Here is a 19108-nt window from a genome sequence, read left to right on the forward strand (position 1 = left end):
ACCACCGGCGTTTCTTATTGGGTCGTTCGAGGTACGGGCTACTCCGAAGTGGAAAGAACCTTCAGATCGACGCCTGCTCGCTCGATGCGGCCACGCGGGTCGTCCACCAGTTTTCGGCGCTCGAGATCCATCAGCCCCAGCGTGCACGTGATCTCCGCGGAGAGCGTGCCGTCGACCTTGTAGATGTTCGAGTCCATGTGGAAGGTCTTGCCGGTGCCGAACTTGGCGTCGCAGGTCACGTCGACGACATCGCCTGCACGAAGCTCGCGCCGGAACACGATATGGGACTCGAGCAGCACGAACGCAAGGTTCGCGTCGCGCATGCCGGAGTTGAGGCCGCCGGCGAGCTCCATCAGCTCAAGTCTGGAGACCTCGCCGTATGAGTGGTAGACGGCGTGGTTGAGATGGCCAAGGGTGTCCAGCTCGTAATGACGCACCTTGATCCGGGTGCGAAATGGCTCGCGCACAGTCACCGGTCCACTGTAAGCGCCACTCACCCTCCGCGACGCCGAGTGTGAGCAAGGGACCTTTGCTACCACGTCTGCTGTTCCAGGCGGGCGGCAGCAAAGGTCCCTTGCTCACTTACCGCAGGTCAGAGCGGTCAGCCCTGGTAAAAGAGGGTCTCCACAACCGCGTGAGCACGTCTCGTCGTCCGCCGGTAGGCGTCGAGGAACTCGCCTGGGTCGTCATCGGCGGAGTATCCGAGTACTCGCGCGACCGCGGCCAGATCTCGACCAGAGCTGGGGATCTCGTCGACGGCCTTACCTCGGACCAGCATTCCGGCATTGCGAACGCGCGTCGCCAGCAGCCAGGCCTCGGTCAGGGATTCGATCTCTGCGGGCTCGGCCAGCCCCGCCTCTGCCGCGGCTTTCAACGCGTCGATCGTCGAGGTGGTCCGAAGCCCCTCGACTTCATGTCCGTGGCGCAGCTGCATGAGCTGCACAGTCCATTCCACATCGGCGAGCCCTCCACGACCGAGTTTCGTGTGCCGTGTCGGGTCGGCGCCCTTGGGCATCCGCTCCGTCTCCACGCGGGCCTTGATCCGCCTGATCTCCCGCACCCGAACCGCGTCGAGACCGGCTTGCGGGTATCGAATGGGGTCGATCATCTCGATGAACCGAGCGCCAAGGTCCTCATCGCCGGCGATGAACCGGGCCCGGAGCAGCGCTTGCGATTCCCAGACCTCCGCCCAACGACCGTAGTAGCTGCGGTAGGACTCGAGGGTTCGCACCAACGGGCCGCTCCGCCCCTCCGGGCGGAGATCGGCGTCGACGACCAGCGCAGGGTCTGGGCTGGGGGCCCCGAGGATCTTGCGCACCGTCTCGGCGACCGAGGAAGCGAACTTCGCGGCCTCGGAGTCCGACACACCTTCTGCTGGCTCGCACACGAAAAGGACGTCCGCGTCGGATCCGTAGCCGAGTTCGGCCCCGCCCAGGCGTCCCATTCCGATGACAGCGATCTTCGCGGGAGTCTCGCCGAGCTCAGCCTGACGCTGGCGGAACGCGGCGGCCAAGGCACCCTGGAGCACGGCGACCCACACACTCGACAACGCCGCGCAGATAGCTGGAACGTCCAGCAACCCCAGCAGATCCGCCGACGCGATCCGCAGCATCTCGTGACGGCGGAGTGATCTCGCGGCCGCGACCGCGGCGTTCAGACCCGGCTGCCTCCGCACTGCGGCTCGCAGCGAGGTGGCCACCTCCGCCGGAGTGCGACCGGCCAGTCGCGCCGGATCACCGAGCAGCTGCAGGACTTCGGGCGCTCTCGCCAGCAGGTCGGGCACCAGTCGCGAGGTGCCCAGCAGAAATGCGAGCCGCTCGACGACCGCGCCCTCGTCCCGAAGCACCCTGAGGTACCAAGGCGTTTCCTCAAGCGCTTCGGAGACCTTCCGATAAGACAGCAGCCCGCGGTCAGGGTCCGGCGTGTCGGCGAGAAGGTCCAGCAAGACCGGTAGCAGAGCCTGCTGGATGGCCGCCCGACGCGACATTCCCGCGGTCAAAGCCTTGATGTGCTGCAAAGCACCGTCCGGAGCGGCATAGCCGAGCGCGGCGAGACGACTCTCTGCCTGTTTCGTGGTCAGCCGGAGCGCTTCGGTCGGCACGTTCGCGACAGACTGCAGCAGAGGCCGGTAGAAGAGCTTTTCGTGAAGCCGTCGGATGCTTTGCAGGTGGCGGCGGAACTCCGCCAGCAAGACGTCCCCTTCACTTTTGCCCCGAGCCGGCCGCACCCCGCTCGCTCTCGCGATCGTTCGCAGCTCGCTGACGTCCGAGGCAGCGGGAAACAGATGTGTACGCCGGAGCCTGCGAAGTTGAAGCCGGTGCTCGATGGTCCGGAGAAATTCGTATGACGATGCGAGTTCCGCGGCGTCTTTCCGGCCGACGTAGCCGCCGTCACCCAGGGCGGCGAGTGCGTCCATCGTGGAGGGAGAACGCAGCTCCGTGTCGATCCGGCCGTGGACCAATTGCAGCAACTGCACCGCGAACTCGACATCGCGGAGGCCTCCGCGCCCCAGCTTCAGCTCCCGTTCGGCGTGCGCGGAAGGCACATGACCTTCGACGCGGCGCCGCATCTTCTGGACCTCGGGAACGAAATTCTCCCGATCGGCCGCTGCCCACACCTTCGGTGCGACCATCTCCGCGTACTGACGCCCGAGCTCGGCGTCGCCTGCCACCGGCCGTGCTTTGAGCAAGGCCTGGAACTCCCAGGTCTTGGCCCACTTTTGGTAGTAGGCGGCATGCCCATCGAGGGTCCGGACCAGGGCACCCGCCTTCCCCTCCGGACGCAACGCCGCATCGACTTCGAAACAGGCCTTGCCGACAACACGCATCATCGTGCTGGCCAGCCGCGTGGAGATGGACAGATCTCCGTCGCCGACGAAGATGACGTCCACGTCGCTCACATAGTTCAGCTCTCGACCACCGCATTTGCCCATCGCGATCACGGCCAGCCGGCCTTCGACACCGGCACCCACCTCAGCCTCCGCGACCAGCAGCCCCACTGTCAGTGCGGCCTCGGCCAGCGTGGTGAGCTGGGCTCCGATCTCGGCATAGGGGGGCTGGCGAAGGCCAGGTTCGACAAGATGCCCGAGGTCAGCCGCGGCGATGCCGAGGAGCAGCTCGCGGTAGCCGACGCGAAGAGCCTGCTCAGACTCAAGCCCAGTGAGCACTTCTCCTTCCGGCCGCAAGTGGTCGAGGAGACTGCCCACGTATTGATCCGGCGCGGTGCTCTTCTGTCCTTCGAGGGTCTTCCAGCAGCCGGTGTTCGAGGCCAAGAAGTCCGCGAGCGCGCTCGAGGTGCCCAAGACACCGAGCATCCGGCCGCGGAAGGTGCGATTGGTACGGAGCGCCTGGTCGAGTCCGATCCAGGCTGCCGGATCGGCTTCCCTGATCCGGTCCAGGCCGCTCAAGGCGAGATCAGGATCCGCCGCCCGGGAAAGTGCGGACAACACGTCGGCGGCGGAGGCGTCCGGGCCGGATTCGGTCCACCAACCGGCAGCACGCAGCTGCCCGTCGGCACGGGGATCGGTGAAGCCGTATCTCGCCACGGAAGCGGTCGGCCTGGCGCGCTCAACCATCGGCTTCCACCGTAGTCGTCCTCCCGCCCGTGGCCAGGTGGACGCGCAAGGGAGCAAGGGACCTTTGCTACCACCTCGGCTCGGGCGGTAGCAAAGGTCCCTTGCTCCCGCTAGGCGGCGATCCTGCCGACTTCCTGTTCTGGAACGGGCGGGGCGGGGCTGGTGAAGCTGCCGGCGTTGACGGGGCTCCGTCGGGACAGGAGGTAGATCCCGATGCCGATCGCGAGGCCCGCGACGCCAACAGCGATCGTCCCCACTGTGCCGGTCGAGGTCACGAGACCGGCACCGGCACCGACGATGGCGGCTGCCGGAAGTGTGAACAGCCAGGCGATCACCATGCGGCCGGCCGTACGCCAGCGAACCGGTGACTCATTCCTGCCCACGCCGGAGCCGACGATGCCTCCGGAACAGACATGGGTCGTCGAAAGCGGGAAGCCGAAGTTCGTCGAGGCGAGGATGACGGCCGCCGAACTGGTCTGCGCGGCGAAGCCCTGTGGGCCATCGATATCGGTCAGGCCTTTACCCAGCGTGTAGGTGATCCGCCAGCCACCCAGGTACGTCCCGAGTGCCAGCGCCAGCGCCGCGCTGACGATCACCCAGAGCGGCGGCCCGGCCCCGGCAGGGAGGGCTCCAGCGGTGATCATCGTCAGTGTGATGACGCCCATGGTCTTCTGCGCGTCGTTCGTGCCATGGGCGAGCGAGACCAGCGAAGCCGAGATGATCTGGCCGACTCTGAAGCCCGCGGTGCGACCGCGGCGGACGAAGATGCGGTAGACGAAGTACGTCACGGCCATCGCGACGAGACCGGCCAAGACCGGCGACAGCGCCGCGGGAACCAGCACCTTCTCGACGATCTTTCCGAAATGGACGGAGTCCGTCCCGGCAGACACCCAGGTGGCACCGATCAGCCCTCCGAACAGCGCATGAGACGAGCTGGACGGCAGGCCGATGAACCAGGTGATCAGGTTCCACACGATCGCCCCGACCAAGCCCCCGAAGACGATCGCCGGTCCGATCTTGGTGTCGTCGACCAGTCCATTCGAGATGGTCTTGGCCACCTCGACCGACAGGAACGCTCCGACGAGGTTCAGGACCGCGGAGATCGTCACGGCGACCTTGGGACGCAACGCCCCCGTGGCGATCGACGTCGCCATCGAGTTGGCCGTGTCATGGAACCCGTTTGTGAAATCGAAAATTAGGGCCGTGACGACGACAAGCACGACCAACAGTGAGGGCTCCACCCCGACCTCCGAACCCTTCGAAACTCCCCTCGCAAGGTACCTGACGCAAAGACCCGAGTGTTAACAACCCATACGGATTTGAGACATAAGTCGTTAAGCCATCGGCAATGTACGTTGACGGTCCGCAGCCGGGGCGAGGTCACCGGACACCAGTCGGACGAAGCGATGGGCGAACGGACGCCAGGTTTCGGTGATATCGGCATGCACCTTGGCGAGGTTTTCCGGGGTAAGTACGTCCGGCCGGGTGAGTTCCGCCATTTCCGGCGCCTGCCGAGCCCAATCGAGGACCACATCCGGCGTCGTCTCGATATGGAACTGGACACCGTAGGCACAACGGTCGAATCGGAAGGCCTGGTAGGCATACCGCGGGGAGGAGGCGAGAAGCTCCGCGCCTGCTGGCAGCCGGGTGATCGCGTCGTTGTGGAACTGCAGGACGTCCTGCATGAGCGGCAGGTCCGCGAACAGCGGATCGGTCCACGCAGCGTCCTTCTTGGACACAAGCCCCGGGCCGACCTCGGGCCCTTGATCGCCGGTGCTGACGCTTCCGCCCAGCGCCACCGCCAGCAGCTGACTGCCGAGACAGATCGCAAGGGTCGGGATCCGCGCGCCTACGGCCTTCGACAGAAGCTTCCGCACGTCCGCGAGCCACGGATGAGCCTCGTCGTCGTTGGCGCCCATCCCGCCGCCAAGGCATACGACGCCGGCGTATCCGCCTAGATCGGCGGGGAGATCCTGTTCGGGCAGCAACCGGATGTCGAGCTCGGCGCCTGCCTCGGTGAGCCAGTCGCCGAGAGGGCCGATCGGGTCTGATTCATCTGGCTGGATGACGAGCAACTTGGGAGCGGTCACGTCCCCAGCCTACGACCGCACCGAGAGCAAGGGACCTTTGCTACCGCCCCCGTGGTAGCAAAGGTCCCTTGCTCCTCAAGCGTCAGCAGGCACAGCGCGGGGTGGATGCGGAAGTGCGCGCGGGCACCAGCGCGTCTCGCTCAACGGGATAGCCGGCCGCTTGCCAGGCCGCGATGCCACCGGACAAGCGTTTGACCTTGAAGCCGAGCTCCGCGAGTTTCAAAGCGCCCTTGGTCGCGGCGTTGCAGTGGATGCTCTCGCAGTAGCAGATGTAAACGAGTTCACGGTCCAGCCCACTGACCGACTCTGCTGTCAGCTCCCGGTAGGGGAGATTGATCGCGCCGGGGATGCGGGCGGAGGCGAAGGCCTCGGGAGCTCTGGTCTCGACGACCACGTACCCCTGCTGGAAGTCAGCGGCGAGATCTCGGACCAGGTCGTCCGGGTCGACCTCGAGGGCGAGTTCGGCACGCAGGTGCGCGGCCGCGGTCGCGCTGTCCAGAGCCGGGAAAGTCAGTACGCGGGGTTCGGTCGTCATGACTCAATCCTCGTGGCCAGTGATCATCCGCAACATCGGAGAATCCAGGTCTTGGCGCCGGCTAGCCTGGAGATTCCTGGCGGGCATGACGATCGACCTGGAGTTCTGTGAACCTCGATGATCTTGACTGGCAGCTACTCGAGCTGCTCCAGTCCGACGGCCGGTTGACCTACTCGGAGCTCGGCCGGCGGGTGTCGCTGTCCGCGCCCGCGGTAACCGAGCGGGTTCGCCGGCTCGAGGAGAAAGGGATCATCACCGGGTACTCGGCAAGTGTCGATCTGACGAAGCTCGGGCTTCCGATAGAAGCGATTGTCCGGGCGAAGGTGCGCAGCCTGGACACGACGCGCTTCCGCGAAACCATCCTCGCGCTCCCCCAGGTGCTCGACGCTGACCACGTCACGGGCGACGAGTGCTGGTTGGTGCGAGTTGCCTGCCGGAACACTGCGGAACTGGAGGAACTCGTAGAGCGGATGCAGCGCTACGGCGAGACGACCACTTCGCTGGTCTTCTCGTCACCTGTCCGCCGGCGCTCGATCGGCCGAGAAAGCTGCTGAACGACCCCGCGGGGAGCAAGGGACCTTTGCTACCACTCGACGAAGGACGGGTATGAAAAAAGGTCTGGGACCTGGGAGAACTCTCGGTTCTCGACCAGGTCCCAGACCTTCTTTTCAATGTTAGTCCGGCGGTGTCCTACTCTCCCACAACCCTTCGGTTGCAGTACCATCGGCGCTGTCAGGCTTAGCTTCCGGGTTCGGAATGGGACCGGGCGTTTCCCTGACGCTATAACCACCGAAACACTATGAAACAACACTCCCACCGATCTTGCTGGTGGTTGTGTGGTGTTTCAGAGCTGTAGAGTGGATGCGTAACATCTTTGTGGGCAAGTCCTCGGCCTATTAGTACCAGTCAACTCGACAACACATTACTGTGCTTCCATTTCTGGCCTATCAACCCAATGGTCTGTTGGGGGCCTTAACCCACATGGGGTGGGATACCTCATCTTGGAACAGGCTTCCCGCTTAGATGCCTTCAGCGGTTATCCCTTCCGAACGTGGCCAACCAGCCATGCCACTGGCGTGACAACTGGCATACCAGAGGTTCGTCCGTCCCGGTCCTCTCGTACTAGGGACAGCCTTCCTCAAGTATCCTACGCGCGCGGCGGATAGGGACCGAACTGTCTCACGACGTTCTAAACCCAGCTCGCGTGCCGCTTTAATGGGCGAACAGCCCAACCCTTGGGACCTACTCCGGCCCCAGGATGCGACGAGCCGACATCGAGGTGCCAAACCATGCCGTCGATATGGACTCTTGGGCAAGATCAGCCTGTTATCCCCGGGGTACCTTTTATCCGTTGAGCGACACCCCTTCCACCAGGTGGTGCCGGATCACTAGTCCCGACTTTCGTCCCTGCTCGACATGTCTGTCTCACAGTCAAGCTCCCTTGTGCACTTGCACTCAACACCTGATTGCCAACCAGGCTGAGGGAACCTTTGGGCGCCTCCGTTACTCTTTAGGAGGCAACCGCCCCAGTTAAACTACCCATCAGGCACTGTCCCTGAACCAGATCATGGTCCGAGGTTCAGATTCCCAATCCGACCAGAGTGGTATTTCAACAACGACTCCACCAACACTAGCGTGCCAGCTTCACAGTCTCCCACCTATCCTACACAAGCCGAACCGAAAACCAATACCAAACTATAGTAAAGGTCCCGGGGTCTTTCCGTCCTGCCGCGCGTAACGAGCATCTTTACTCGTAGTGCAATTTCGCCGGGCCTGTGGTTGAGACAGCCGGAAAGTCGTTACGCCATTCGTGCAGGTCGGAACTTACCCGACAAGGAATTTCGCTACCTTAGGATGGTTATAGTTACCACCGCCGTTTACTGGCGCTTAAATTCTCAGCTTCACCCCGAAGGGTTAACCGGTCCTCTTAACGTTCCAGCACCGGGCAGGCGTCAGTCCATATACATCGTCTTGCGACTTCGCATGGACCTGTGTTTTTAGTAAACAGTCGCTTTCCGCTGGTCTCTGCGGCCACCCACCCCTAGTCCGCAAGGGACTTCAGAGTGTTTGGCCCCCCTTCTCCCGAAGTTACGGGGGCATTTTGCCGAGTTCCTTAACCACAGTTCACCCGATCGCCTTAGTATTCTCTACCTGACCACCTGTGTTGGTTTGGGGTACGGGCCGTGCACGCACTCGCTAGAGGCTTTTCTCGGCAGCATAGGATCACTCTACTTCACCTCAATCGGCTACGCATCACGTCTCAACCTATATGAATGGCGGATTTGCCTACCATTCGGTCTACACGCTTACACCAGTACTACCACTCACTGGCGGAGCTACCTTCCTGCGTCACCCCATCACTCGACTACTACGGAATCAGATCCCACGCTCCACACAGAAACCTCCATCCGAAGACTTCGGTAACTGGCTTTGGGTGGTTAGTATCAACCGCCTCATCCTGGGCGCACGTGCTCGGGTACGGGAATATCAACCCGTTATCCATCGACTACGCCTGTCGGCCTCGCCTTAGGTCCCGACTTACCCTGGGCGGATTAGCCTGGCCCAGGAACCCTTGGTCATCCGGCGGCAGAGTTTCTCACTCTGCATTCGCTACTCATGCCTGCATTCTCACTCCCACACCCTCCACGACTGGCTTCCGCCGCCGCTTCCCTGGATGCAGGACGCTCCCCTACCCATCAACACGACTAGACGTCCCCTCAAGGAGAACGCCGATCTATATGTGTCAATGACACAGCTTCGGCGGTGTGCTTAAGCCCCGCTACATTGTCGGCGCAGGACCACTTGACCAGTGAGCTATTACGCACTCTTTCAAGGGTGGCTGCTTCTAAGCCAACCTCCTGGTTGTCTGGGCAATCCCACATCCTTTCCCACTGAGCACACACTTAGGGGCCTTAGCTGGTGTTCTGGGCTGTTTCCCTCTCGACGACGAAGCTTATCCCCCGCCGTCTCACTGCCACACTCTCACACCACGGTATTCGGAGTTTGGTTGATTTCGGTAACCCGGTAAGGCCCCTAGACCATCCAGTAGCTCTACCCCCGTGGAGAAACATGTGACGCTGCACCTAAATGCATTTCGGGGAGAACCAGCTATCACGGAGTTTGATTGGCCTTTCACCCCTACCCACAGCTCATCCCCTCAGTTTTCAACCTAAGTGGGTTCGGCCCTCCACGTCGTCTTACCGACGCTTCAGCCTGGCCATGGGTAGATCACTCCGCTTCGGGTCTAGACCACGCGACTCAATCGCCCTATTCAGACTCGCTTTCGCTACGGCTACCCCACACGGGTTAACCTCGCCACGCAGCACTAACTCGCAGGCTCATTCTTCAAAAGGCACGCCATCACCTCAACATCACAAGGATGTGCTCGGGCTCTGACGGCTTGTAGGCACACGGTTTCAGGTACTCTTTCACTCCCCTCCCGGGGTACTTTTCATCTTTCCCTCACGGTACTAGTCCGCTATCGGTCTTCAGGAAGTATTTAGGCTTACCGGGTGGTCCCGGCAGATTCACAGCAAATTCCACGAGCTCGCTGCTACTCGGGAACACCACCAAGGTCTCAGAAACTGGTTTTCGCGTACGGGACTCTCACCCACTCCGGTCGCCCATCCCAAGGCGTTCCACTAACCAGCACATCAACCCGAAGAAATGTCAGTCTCTTCAAGGCGGGTCCCACAACACCACACACACAACGCCTGACAGCTTGACATGTGCATGGTTTAGCCTCTTCCGCTTTCGCTCGCCACTACTCACGGAATCACGGTTGTTTTCTCTTCCTACGGGTACTGAGATGTTTCACTTCCCCGCGTTCCCTCCACACACCCTATATATTCAGATGCGGGTAACACCACATAACTGGTGCTGGGTTTCCCCATTCGGAAATCCTCGGATCACAGCTCGGTTGACAGCTCCCCGAGGCATATCGCAGCCTCCCACGTCCTTCATCGGCTCCTGAAGCCAAGACATCCACCATGTGCCCTTAACAACTTGACCACAAAGATGCTCGCATCCACTCTACAGTTCTCAAACACCACACCAGAAACAAACAACCTGGAGCTCGTGTAAGCCCCTTGGCGTGTTGCCTCAGGACCCAACAGCATGCCAGCGAACAATCCCTCCGACTTCCCAGGAGCACCCGTTCCACGCTTCCCGAAGGAAGCAGTACTAGAGCGTCCCGGCAAAAACCGGCGACACCATAACCAGTAGTTCCACAATTCCTTGAGCAAGCCCGGCAACACCACATTCGGATGTTGAGCCGTGCCCACTCCACCAACCGTTGGTCCGGGTATCCCGGCGGGGTGGATGTGTTGCTCCTTAGAAAGGAGGTGATCCAGCCGCACCTTCCGGTACGGCTACCTTGTTACGACTTCGTCCCAATCGCCAGTCCCACCTTCGACCACTCCCCCCCTTACGGGTTGGGCCATGGGCTTCGGGTGTTACCGACTTTCATGACGTGACGGGCGGTGTGTACAAGGCCCGGGAACGTATTCACCGCAGCGTTGCTGATCTGCGATTACTAGCGACTCCGACTTCACGCAGTCGAGTTGCAGACTGCGATCCGAACTGAGACCGGCTTTAAGGGATTCGCTCCACCTCGCGGTATCGCAGCCCTCTGTACCAGCCATTGTAGCATGTGTGAAGCCCTGGACATAAGGGGCATGATGACTTGACGTCATCCCCACCTTCCTCCGAGTTGACCCCGGCAGTCTCCCACGAGTCCCCGCCATAACGCGCTGGCAACGTAGGATAAGGGTTGCGCTCGTTGCGGGACTTAACCCAACATCTCACGACACGAGCTGACGACAGCCATGCACCACCTGTACACCAACCACAAGGGAAGCCCTATCTCTAGGGATGTCTGGCGCATGTCAAGCCCAGGTAAGGTTCTTCGCGTTGCATCGAATTAATCCACATGCTCCGCCGCTTGTGCGGGCCCCCGTCAATTCCTTTGAGTTTTAGCCTTGCGGCCGTACTCCCCAGGCGGGGCGCTTAATGCGTTAGCTACGGCACGGACAACGTGGATGTCGCCCACACCTAGCGCCCAACGTTTACAGCGTGGACTACCAGGGTATCTAATCCTGTTCGCTCCCCACGCTTTCGCTCCTCAGCGTCAGTATCGGCCCAGAGACCCGCCTTCGCCACCGGTGTTCCTCCTGATATCTGCGCATTTCACCGCTACACCAGGAATTCCAGTCTCCCCTACCGAACTCAAGTCTGCCCGTATCGCCCGCACGCTCCACGTTAAGCGTGGAGTTTTCACGAACGACGCGACAAACCGCCTACGAGCTCTTTACGCCCAATAATTCCGGACAACGCTCGCACCCTACGTATTACCGCGGCTGCTGGCACGTAGTTAGCCGGTGCTTCTTATCCAGGTACCGTCACTTGCGCTTCGTCCCTGGCGAAAGAGGTTTACAACCCGAAGGCCGTCATCCCTCACGCGGCGTCGCTGCATCAGGCTTGCGCCCATTGTGCAATATTCCCCACTGCTGCCTCCCGTAGGAGTCTGGGCCGTGTCTCAGTCCCAGTGTGGCCGGTCACCCTCTCAGGCCGGCTACCCGTCGTCGCCTTGGTAGGCCATTACCCCACCAACAAGCTGATAGGCCGCGGGCTCATCCCGTACCGCCGGAGCTTTCCACTTCCACGGATGCCCGCAGAAGTCATATCCGGTATTAGACCCAGTTTCCCAGGCTTATCCCAAAGTACAGGGCAGATTGCCCACGTGTTACTCACCCGTTCGCCACTAATCCACCCCGAAAGGCTTCATCGTTCGACTTGCATGTGTTAAGCACGCCGCCAGCGTTCGTCCTGAGCCAGGATCAAACTCTCCAACAATGTCAAATTTGATCGAGGCAAAATACTTGCTCTCAAAGGAACCTCAAACGAGGTTCAAATACATAAGCTCTACTGGCTTAGTTCACTAGCACACTGTTGAGTTCTCAAGCAACACGCTTTGTTTCAAAGCGATATTCACAAGCTTTTTGGTCGAGCATGCCGAATCCTACGTTGTTAGTCGTAGGGGGTCGGCGGCCGCTCGTGGGCCGACGCTGAACGTTACCTGGTCCGGTTCGCGGTGTCAACCCGCTCGGCCCTGGCGCCTGGCCTCGGGGCTTTCGGCCCCGGTGGCCCGGTGTTCCTGGCGACGAAGAGAAGATTACATGCCCCGGAACCCCCCCGAAAACAGGGGGGTCACTTAACGACATCGCCGCAGGTCAGCCGGTACAAACCCCCGTCATCCGACGGTCTTCAGGTAGCGAGGCGGTTCGCGGGCGGGGACGACGCGTTCGAAGTCGGCCGCGTAGGCCAGCACTCGGGCGTCCGTCCACTGCCCCGCCATGAACGAAACCCCGACCGGGAGCTCGCCGACGAAACCGGCGGGCACGGTCACCGCGGGATAGCCCGAGACCGCGGCCGGCGTCGACGACGGGATCACGTCGTTGTCACCGGTCTTGCAGTCGGTCTTCCAGGCGGGCGGGTTCGTCGGCGCGGCGATGGCGTCGAGGCGGTGCTTCGCGAGGGTCTCGTCGATCGAGCGTTTCGCCAGGTCGGTGAGTTCGCGGCGGTTGGCCTGGTAGGTGGGGTCGGACGGGCTGGGCGCGACGAGCGCCTGTTCGAAGAGTTCCTGTCCGGCGAAACAGGTCTGCTCCAGCGGGTCGGACCGGTTGTAGGCGATCAACGCGGCAAGGTCGCGCGGGCCTTCGGGGCGCGTGGCGAGGTAGCGATCGATGTCGCGGTGGAACTCGGTGAGCAGGGCAGGGAACTCCAGCTCGCCGAGCCTCGCCTGGTACGGCGGAGTCACCTCGACGACCTCGGCTCCTGCCTTGACCAGCGAGTTCTTGGTCTTCGTCAGCACGGCGTCGACGTCCGGGCCGAGGACCGGCAGGCGCCAGAGCCCGATCCGGGCACCCTTCAGAACGCCGGGCCGGAGGTGCGCGGCGTAGTCGGTCGGCTGATTCGGCGGGTACGTGCCGGTGGCGGGGTCGCTCGGATCCCGGCCTTGGAGCGCCGACAGGGTCAGCGCGACGTCGACGACGTGCCTGGCCATCGGGCCGGCGGTGTCCTGTTCGGCCGAGATCGGCACCACGCCGGTGCGGCTGACCAGGCCGAGGCTCGGTTTGTGACCCACCGTCGCGGTCATCCCCGCCGGGCAGACGATCGAGCCGTCGGTCTCACTGCCGATCGCCACCTGGGCGAGTGACGCGGCGACCCCCGCGGCGGATCCGGCGGACGACCCGCACGGGTTGCGATCGAGCACGTACGGGTTGTTCGTCTGCCCACCGACACCGGACCACCCGGAAGTGGGTTTGGCGGCGCGGAAGTTCGCCCATTCGGACAGGTTCGCCTTGCCGAGGACGACCGCGCCCGCGTCGCGCAGGCGGCGGATCAGAGTCGCGTCCTTGGCGGGCTTGCTACGCAGTGCGCGCGACCCCGCCGTCGTCTGCTGGGAGCGGGTGTCGACGTTGTCCTTCACCAGGATCGGGATGCCGTCCAGCGGTCCGCGCGTCTTGCCGGCACGGCGCCGGACGTCGCTCTCCGCGGCTTGCGCGAGCGCGGCCGGGTTGACCGCGATGACCGCGTTCACCTTCCGGTCGACCTTGTGGATGCGGTCGAGATAAGCCGAGGTCAGGCCGACCGCGGTCAGCCGTCCGGAGGACATCCGGGCCTGGAGCGCGGGGATGTCGGCGGCGTCGAGATCGAGTGGCTTTCCCGCGGCGGAGGCCGCTGGTGCGGCACTCGCCGCGATGGTCGCGGCGACCAGCGCCGTCAGAACTCCGAACACCGGCCGCCGCACCATCAGGTCTCCTTCGTCTAGAGAACCGGAAGCAGGGTCCGCAGCTCGTACGGGGTCACCGCGCTGCGGTAGTTATCCCATTCAACACGTTTGTTGCGAAGGAAGAAGTCGTAAACGTGCTCTCCGAGCGCTTCAGGCAGAAGTTCCGATTTTTCCATCTCCGCCAGCGCCTCCCCGAGGTTCTGCGGGAGCTGGGCGTACCCGGCCGCGCGGCGCTCGGCGTCCGAGAGCTGCCAGATGTTGTCCTCGGCGGGGGCGGGAGCTCGTAGCCCTTCTCGATGCCCTTGAGCCCGGCGGCCAGGATGACCGAGTACGCCAGATAGGGGTTGCACGCGGAGTCGAGCGTGCGGATCTCCACACGGCGTGACGACGCCTTGCCCGGCGAGTACATCGGCACCCGGACCAAGGCGGAGCGGTTGGCGCGACCCCACGAAACGGTCGTCGGGGCCTCGCTGCCACTGATCAGCCGCTTGTAGGAGTTCACCCACTGGTTGGTGACGGCCGAGATCTCCTTCGCGTGGTGCAGCAGGCCGGCCACGAAGGCCTTGCCCGTCGCGGACAACTCGTACGGGTCTTCCGCGTCGTAGAAGGCGTTGCGATCGCCCTCGAACAGGCTCACGTGGGTGTGCATGCCGGAACCCGGCTGATCGGTGAACGGTTTCGGCATGAAGGTCGCGCGGACGCCCTGGGTGAGCGCGACCTCCTTGACCACGTAACGGAAGGTCATCACGTTGTCGGCCATGGTCAGCGCGTCGGCGTACCGGAGATCGATCTCCTGCTGACCGGGCGCGCCCTCGTGGTGGCTGAACTCGACCGAGATCCCCATCGCCTCGAGCGTCTCGATGGCGTGGCGGCGGAAGTGCGTCGCGGTCGCGTGGCTGGCCTGGTCGAAGTAGCCACCGTTGTCCGCGGGCTCGGGCTCACTGCCGTCGTCCGGCAGGTTGGAGAGCAGGAAGAACTCGATTTCGGGGTGGACGTAGCAGGTGAAACCCGCTTCGCCCGCCTTCGAGAGCTGCCTGCGCAGGACGTGCCGGGGGTCCGCCCAGGACGGGGAACCGTCCGGCATCGCGATGTCGCAGAACATGCGCGCCGAGTACGGGCCGCCGTCCGGGGTCTCCCAGGGGAGGACCTGGAACGTGGCCGGGTCGGGCTTCGCGACCATGTCCGACTCGTAGACGCGCGCGAATCCTTCGATGGCCGATCCGTCGAAGCCGATCCCCTCGCTGAAGGCGCCCTCGAGCTCGGCGGGCGCCACCGCGACGGACTTGAGAAACCCCAGCACATCCGTGAACCAGAGCCTGACGAAACGGATGTCGCGCTCTTCCAAGGTACGGAGCACGAACTCCTGCTGGCGATCCATGGCCGCACCCTAACGAGAACGTGTTAACGACATGTTTCGCGACGCGCCGATCGACCGGAAGTGGTGGATCACCCCACGAGGACCGGTTCGGGTTTGGCCGCCTTGGTGATCGACAGCGAAGCGACCGAAGCGAGCACGGCGAGGCTCGCGGCGATGTACCAAGCGAGCGCGTAACTGCCCGCCGCGTCGCGGATCGCGCCCGCGCCGAAGGCCGCGAGACCGGCTCCGAGCTGGTGGCTGGCGAAGACCCAGCCGAAGACGATCGGCCCGGCGGCGCCGTATTGCCGGACACAGAGCGCGACCGTAGGCGGGACCGTCGCCACCCAATCGAGGCCGTAGAAGACGATGAACGCCCACATGCTCGGTTCCACCGTTCCGCTCAACAGTTGCGGGAGCAGAGCGAGCGAAACGCCACGAAGGGCGTAGTAGACGCCGAGCAGGATTCGCGGATCGACGCGGTCGGTGAGCCAGCCCGAGGCGATCGTGCCGGCGACGTCGAAGATTCCGACGAGGGCGAGCAGGCCGGCGGCGGTCGTCTGTGGCATGCCGTGGTCGTGCGCCGCGGGCACGAAGTGAGTGCTGACCAGGCCGTTCGTCGTGGCGCCGCAGATCGCGAAGCCGACCGCAAGCAGCCAGAACGTCCTCGTGCGTGCTGCCGAACCGAGGACCGACAGCGCGCGGCGGGCGGAACCACCCGTGCGGGCGACGGGAGCGACTTCGGCCGGCTCCGCGCCGTACGCGGTCGTTCCGACGTCGGACGGGTGATCGCGGACCACCAGGAGAACGACGGGGACGACGGCCAGCGCGGCGATGGCGATGACGAGCGACGCCGTCCGCCAGCCCTCGTCGACGGCGAGGTTCGCCACGATCGGCAGGAAGATCAGCTGGCCGGTGGCGCCCGCCGCGGTGAGGACGCCGGTGACGACGCCGCGGCTGCGGACGAACCAGCGGGCGGCGACCGTGGCGGCGAAACTCATCGCCATCGAGCCGGTGCCGACGCCGACCAGCACGCCCCAGCAGAGGATGAGCTGCCAGCTCGCGTTCATGAAGACCGTGCCGCCCGCGCCGATCGCGACGACGAACAACGCGGTCGAGGCGACGCGTCGCATGCCGAAGCGCTCCATGAGCGCTGCCGCGAAGGGCGAGAAGAGTCCGTAGAGGACGAGGTTCACGGAGACGGCCGACGCGATCGTCGCGCGCGACCAGCCGAACTCGTTGTGAAGCGGGTCGATGAGGACGCCGGGGGCCGCGCGGAAGCCGGCGGCGGCGAGCAGGGCGATGAACGCGGCGGCGGCGACGAACCACGCGCGGTGGAGACGGGTCTCGGTTTGCACGGATACAGCGTCGTGGGCGGCGGCGCCAGGCGAAAGCGGCCGGAAGGACACTGTGCGCAAGATTCGGGCCATGGCCATAGGCTCTGACCATGCGCTGCCGTCACCTCGTGCCGGCGCTGCTGCTCACGCTCGGGCTCATCGGCGGCTGCGCGGGGTCTTCCCCGCTGCCGCCTGCCCAGGACTACGTGAGCGCGGCGGCCGACTCCCTCGTCTCGTTGCGCAGCGTGCGGTTCACGCTCGGGGTGAACGGTGTCGTCACCGGGTTGCCGGTGCGCGGGCTCGACGGCGAAGTCAGCCTCGACGGTGGCGCGGTCGGTAAGGCCGACCTGCAGGACGACGCCGGACGGAGGAAGGTCGAGTACCGGCTGTCGGGCTCGGAGGTCACGCTCAGTGGGCCTGCTGGGGAGCAGGTGCTGCCGGCTTCGGCGCCGTACACGCCCGAAGCGATGCTCGGGCCCGACGGTGGGCTTCGGCGGCTGCTGACCGGGGCGACCGATTTGCGGGGCGAGCGGTGGGAGCGGGTGCAGGACACCGAGTCGTTCCGGATCGCCGCGAAGGTGCCGGCCGCGGTGATCGGCGGGATCGTGCCGGAGATCAAGTCGGACGTGTTCGTGAAGCTGTGGATTTCGCGGGACGAGCCGCGGCGGCTGGTGCGGGTGTGGCTGCAGGTGCCGCCGACGAGGCCGGAGGAGTTCGCGGTGATGCTGGAGCTGGCGTTGACCAGGCATAACGCGGTGGTCGTCGGGGCCGGGCGGTAGCAAAGGTCCCCCGCTCCCTTTTGGACGGGAAAATGCCTGGTCAGCGGGCTGGTGGTAGCAAAGGTCCCTTGCTCCCCCGCTAGGTGCAGCGGGTGTCGGGGGCGGGCAGTTCGCCATCGATCAGGTAGGCGAGGCCTGCGCTGTCGACGCACTCGTTGCCGTCGAGGAAGACGGTGTGCTGCGCGCCCTCGAACGTGAGCAAAGCTCCCTTGAGATCCCGCGCCAGGTTCACGCCGGACGCGTACGGGGTCGCCGGGTCGTCGGTGGTCGAGATGATCAACGGCTGCGGCAGGCCGTCGACGTCCGGCTTGTGGACCTCCGACGTGGCGGGCACCGGCCACACCGAGCAGATGTCCAGCTCGCTCATGTCCGGGGTGCCGCCGGTCAGGAACGGCGCGCCCTGGAGCATCCGCCGGTGAGCGTCGTCGATGACACCCCTGTCGGCGATCCGCGTGCTGTCGACGCACCGGACGGCGAAGTACACGTCGAGGATGCCGGTATACCGGCCGTCCGACTCGCGGCCGTAGTAGTTGTCGGCGAGCGCGACCAGGGTCTTGCCGCTCCCCCGCTTGAGCTCGGCGAACCCGTCGTTGAGGAATTTCCACGCGTCCTGTGAGTACAGCGCGGCGCTGGTCCCGGTGATGGCGTCCTCGAACGAGAGCCGGCGGTTCCCTGCGGGCACCGGGGCGGTGATCAGCGGCTGGACCAGGTCCTGGAACGCCTTCGTCACCGCGCGCGCGTCCCGTCCGAGCGCGCAGTCCGCGCGCGCCGCGCACCACTTGCCGAATTTGGCGAACGTGTTCTGGAAGCCCGCCATCTGCGTGACCAGCGATTCGGCGGTGTCGAGTTCGGGGTCGACCGCGCCGTCGAGAAGCAGCGCCCGCACCTTGTCCGGGTAGGCCTCGGCATAGGCGGTCCCGATCTGCGTCCCGTACGAAAAGCCCAGGTAGGTGAGCTTCTCGTCGCCGAGGGCTGAGCGCAAGACGTCGAGATCGCGGACGACGTCCCTGGTCCCGATGTTGGCGAGCAGCTCTGTGCCGTGCTTCGTGCGCTCGGCGCACTTCGCGGCGTACGCCTTGGCGTCGGCGAGCTGCTTCGCGATCCCGGCGGGCGTCGAGTCGCTTTCCGAATCTTCCGCGCGGTCGGCGTCGCGTTCGGCATCGGTGAGGCAGACGAGCTTCGGCTCGCTGGTCCCGACCCCACGCGGATCGAATCCGACGATGTCGAAGCGCTCGGCCAGCGCCGCCGCGGGCCGGGACTTCGCGATCCGCGCGGCGGCCGAGACACCCGAGCCACCGGGGCCACCCGGGTTGAGCACGAGGGAGCCGATCCGCCTGCCGGTGTTCTTCGCCTTGTGCCGGAGGACGCCGATCGAGATCGTCTCGCCGTCCGGCTTCAGGTAATCGAGCGGCACGGTGAGCTTCGCGCACTCGAACGCCTTGTCCTTGAAGGACGGGCACGCGTCCCACGCCAGCTTCTGCTCAGTGAACTTCTCGAGCGCCTTCGGGTCCGGGGTAGGTGATGCCGTGGTGGTCGGCGACGCCAGCGGCGCGGGCTGTGGCTGCTGCGTCGTGCAGGAGGCGACCAGCACGGCGACAACGAGCACGGCCGGGACACGGCAAAGCCTCATCTCGCGATCTTCGCAGC

The 19108-nt window shown here is 64.3% G+C and carries 10 protein-coding genes, 3 rRNA genes and 1 pseudogene; 2 read left to right on the forward strand and 12 right to left on the reverse strand.

What is annotated here, in order from left to right; all coding sequences use genetic code 11:
* Positions 1–38: 38 nt before the first annotated feature.
* The 5 genes from MJQ72_RS35295 to MJQ72_RS35315 form a co-directional block, all read right to left on the reverse strand.
* Positions 39–473, reverse strand: coding sequence for a thioesterase family protein (locus MJQ72_RS35295; RefSeq protein ID WP_020633826.1), 435 nt, complete (start codon positions 471–473; stop codon positions 39–41).
* A gap of 128 nt (positions 474–601) precedes the next feature.
* Entirely contained in the window at positions 602–3574 is a 2973-nt protein-coding gene (locus MJQ72_RS35300) for a bifunctional [glutamine synthetase] adenylyltransferase/[glutamine synthetase]-adenylyl-L-tyrosine phosphorylase (protein WP_240595395.1), read from the reverse strand.
* Between the two features lie 110 nt (positions 3575–3684).
* On the reverse strand, positions 3685–4815 hold the full coding sequence (locus tag MJQ72_RS35305; protein ID WP_240595396.1) for an inorganic phosphate transporter: 1131 nt from the start codon (positions 4813–4815) through the stop codon (positions 3685–3687).
* A 93-nt stretch (positions 4816–4908) separates the two neighbouring features.
* Positions 4909–5664 carry a type 1 glutamine amidotransferase gene (locus tag MJQ72_RS35310; protein WP_240595397.1) on the reverse strand — a complete coding sequence of 252 codons (756 nt, stop codon included), beginning with the start codon at positions 5662–5664 and terminating at the stop codon, positions 4909–4911.
* A gap of 82 nt (positions 5665–5746) precedes the next feature.
* Entirely contained in the window at positions 5747–6199 is a 453-nt protein-coding gene (locus MJQ72_RS35315) for a rhodanese-like domain-containing protein (protein WP_240595398.1), read from the reverse strand.
* A gap of 107 nt (positions 6200–6306) precedes the next feature.
* On the opposite strand from MJQ72_RS35315, the gene MJQ72_RS35320 reads away from it, so the two are divergent.
* Positions 6307–6753, forward strand: a complete 447-nt coding sequence (locus MJQ72_RS35320; RefSeq protein WP_240595399.1) for an Lrp/AsnC family transcriptional regulator — start codon at positions 6307–6309, stop codon at positions 6751–6753.
* 123 nt (positions 6754–6876) lie between these two features.
* Here the strand turns inward: MJQ72_RS35320 and rrf are convergent.
* From rrf to MJQ72_RS35350, 6 genes and pseudogenes are all read right to left on the reverse strand, one after another.
* Positions 6877–6993 (reverse strand): 5S ribosomal RNA (gene rrf / locus MJQ72_RS35325).
* Between the two features lie 82 nt (positions 6994–7075).
* Positions 7076–10210 (reverse strand): 23S ribosomal RNA (locus MJQ72_RS35330).
* A gap of 325 nt (positions 10211–10535) precedes the next feature.
* Positions 10536–12052, reverse strand: a 16S ribosomal RNA gene (locus tag MJQ72_RS35335).
* The 16S, 23S and 5S rRNA genes sit together here, the layout of an rRNA operon.
* 397 nt (positions 12053–12449) lie before the next feature.
* Positions 12450–14012 carry an amidase gene (locus tag MJQ72_RS35340; RefSeq protein WP_240595400.1) on the reverse strand — a complete coding sequence of 521 codons (1563 nt, stop codon included), beginning with the start codon at positions 14010–14012 and terminating at the stop codon, positions 12450–12452.
* A 14-nt stretch (positions 14013–14026) separates the two neighbouring features.
* Positions 14027–15369 (reverse strand): annotated as a pseudogene (glnA, locus tag MJQ72_RS35345) (type I glutamate--ammonia ligase).
* A gap of 68 nt (positions 15370–15437) precedes the next feature.
* Positions 15438–16703 (reverse strand): MFS transporter, encoded by a 1266-nt coding sequence (locus tag MJQ72_RS35350; RefSeq protein ID WP_240595401.1) that lies wholly within the window; start codon positions 16701–16703, stop codon positions 15438–15440.
* A gap of 89 nt (positions 16704–16792) precedes the next feature.
* Here MJQ72_RS35350 and MJQ72_RS35355 point away from each other — a divergent pair, with 89 nt between their 5' ends.
* Complete coding sequence (locus MJQ72_RS35355) at positions 16793–17461, forward strand: LppX_LprAFG lipoprotein (protein ID WP_240595402.1); 669 nt, start codon at positions 16793–16795, stop codon at positions 17459–17461.
* 79 nt (positions 17462–17540) lie between these two features.
* On the opposite strand, the gene MJQ72_RS35360 is transcribed toward MJQ72_RS35355, so the two are convergent.
* Positions 17541–19091, reverse strand: coding sequence for an alpha/beta hydrolase (locus tag MJQ72_RS35360; RefSeq protein WP_240595403.1), 1551 nt, complete (start codon positions 19089–19091; stop codon positions 17541–17543).
* Between the last annotated feature and the right edge of the window lie 17 nt (positions 19092–19108).

Origin of the sequence: Amycolatopsis sp. EV170708-02-1 (assembly GCF_022479115.1) — a bacterium.
Lineage (GTDB): Bacteria > Actinomycetota > Actinomycetes > Mycobacteriales > Pseudonocardiaceae > Amycolatopsis.

What these genes read in the sequence shown, in the direction of transcription:
- MJQ72_RS35355 (WP_240595402.1), top strand. Translation starts at nt 16,793, where the DNA reads ATGCGCTGCCGTCACCTCGTGCCGGCGCTGCTGCTCACGCTCGGGCTC.
- MJQ72_RS35300 (WP_240595395.1), bottom strand. Translation starts at nt 3,574, where the DNA reads ATGGTTGAGCGCGCCAGGCCGACCGCTTCCGTGGCGAGATACGGCTTC.
- MJQ72_RS35360 (WP_240595403.1), bottom strand. Translation starts at nt 19,091, where the DNA reads ATGAGGCTTTGCCGTGTCCCGGCCGTGCTCGTTGTCGCCGTGCTGGTC.
- MJQ72_RS35315 (WP_240595398.1), bottom strand. Translation starts at nt 6,199, where the DNA reads ATGACGACCGAACCCCGCGTACTGACTTTCCCGGCTCTGGACAGCGCG.
- MJQ72_RS35340 (WP_240595400.1), bottom strand. Translation starts at nt 14,012, where the DNA reads ATGGTGCGGCGGCCGGTGTTCGGAGTTCTGACGGCGCTGGTCGCCGCG.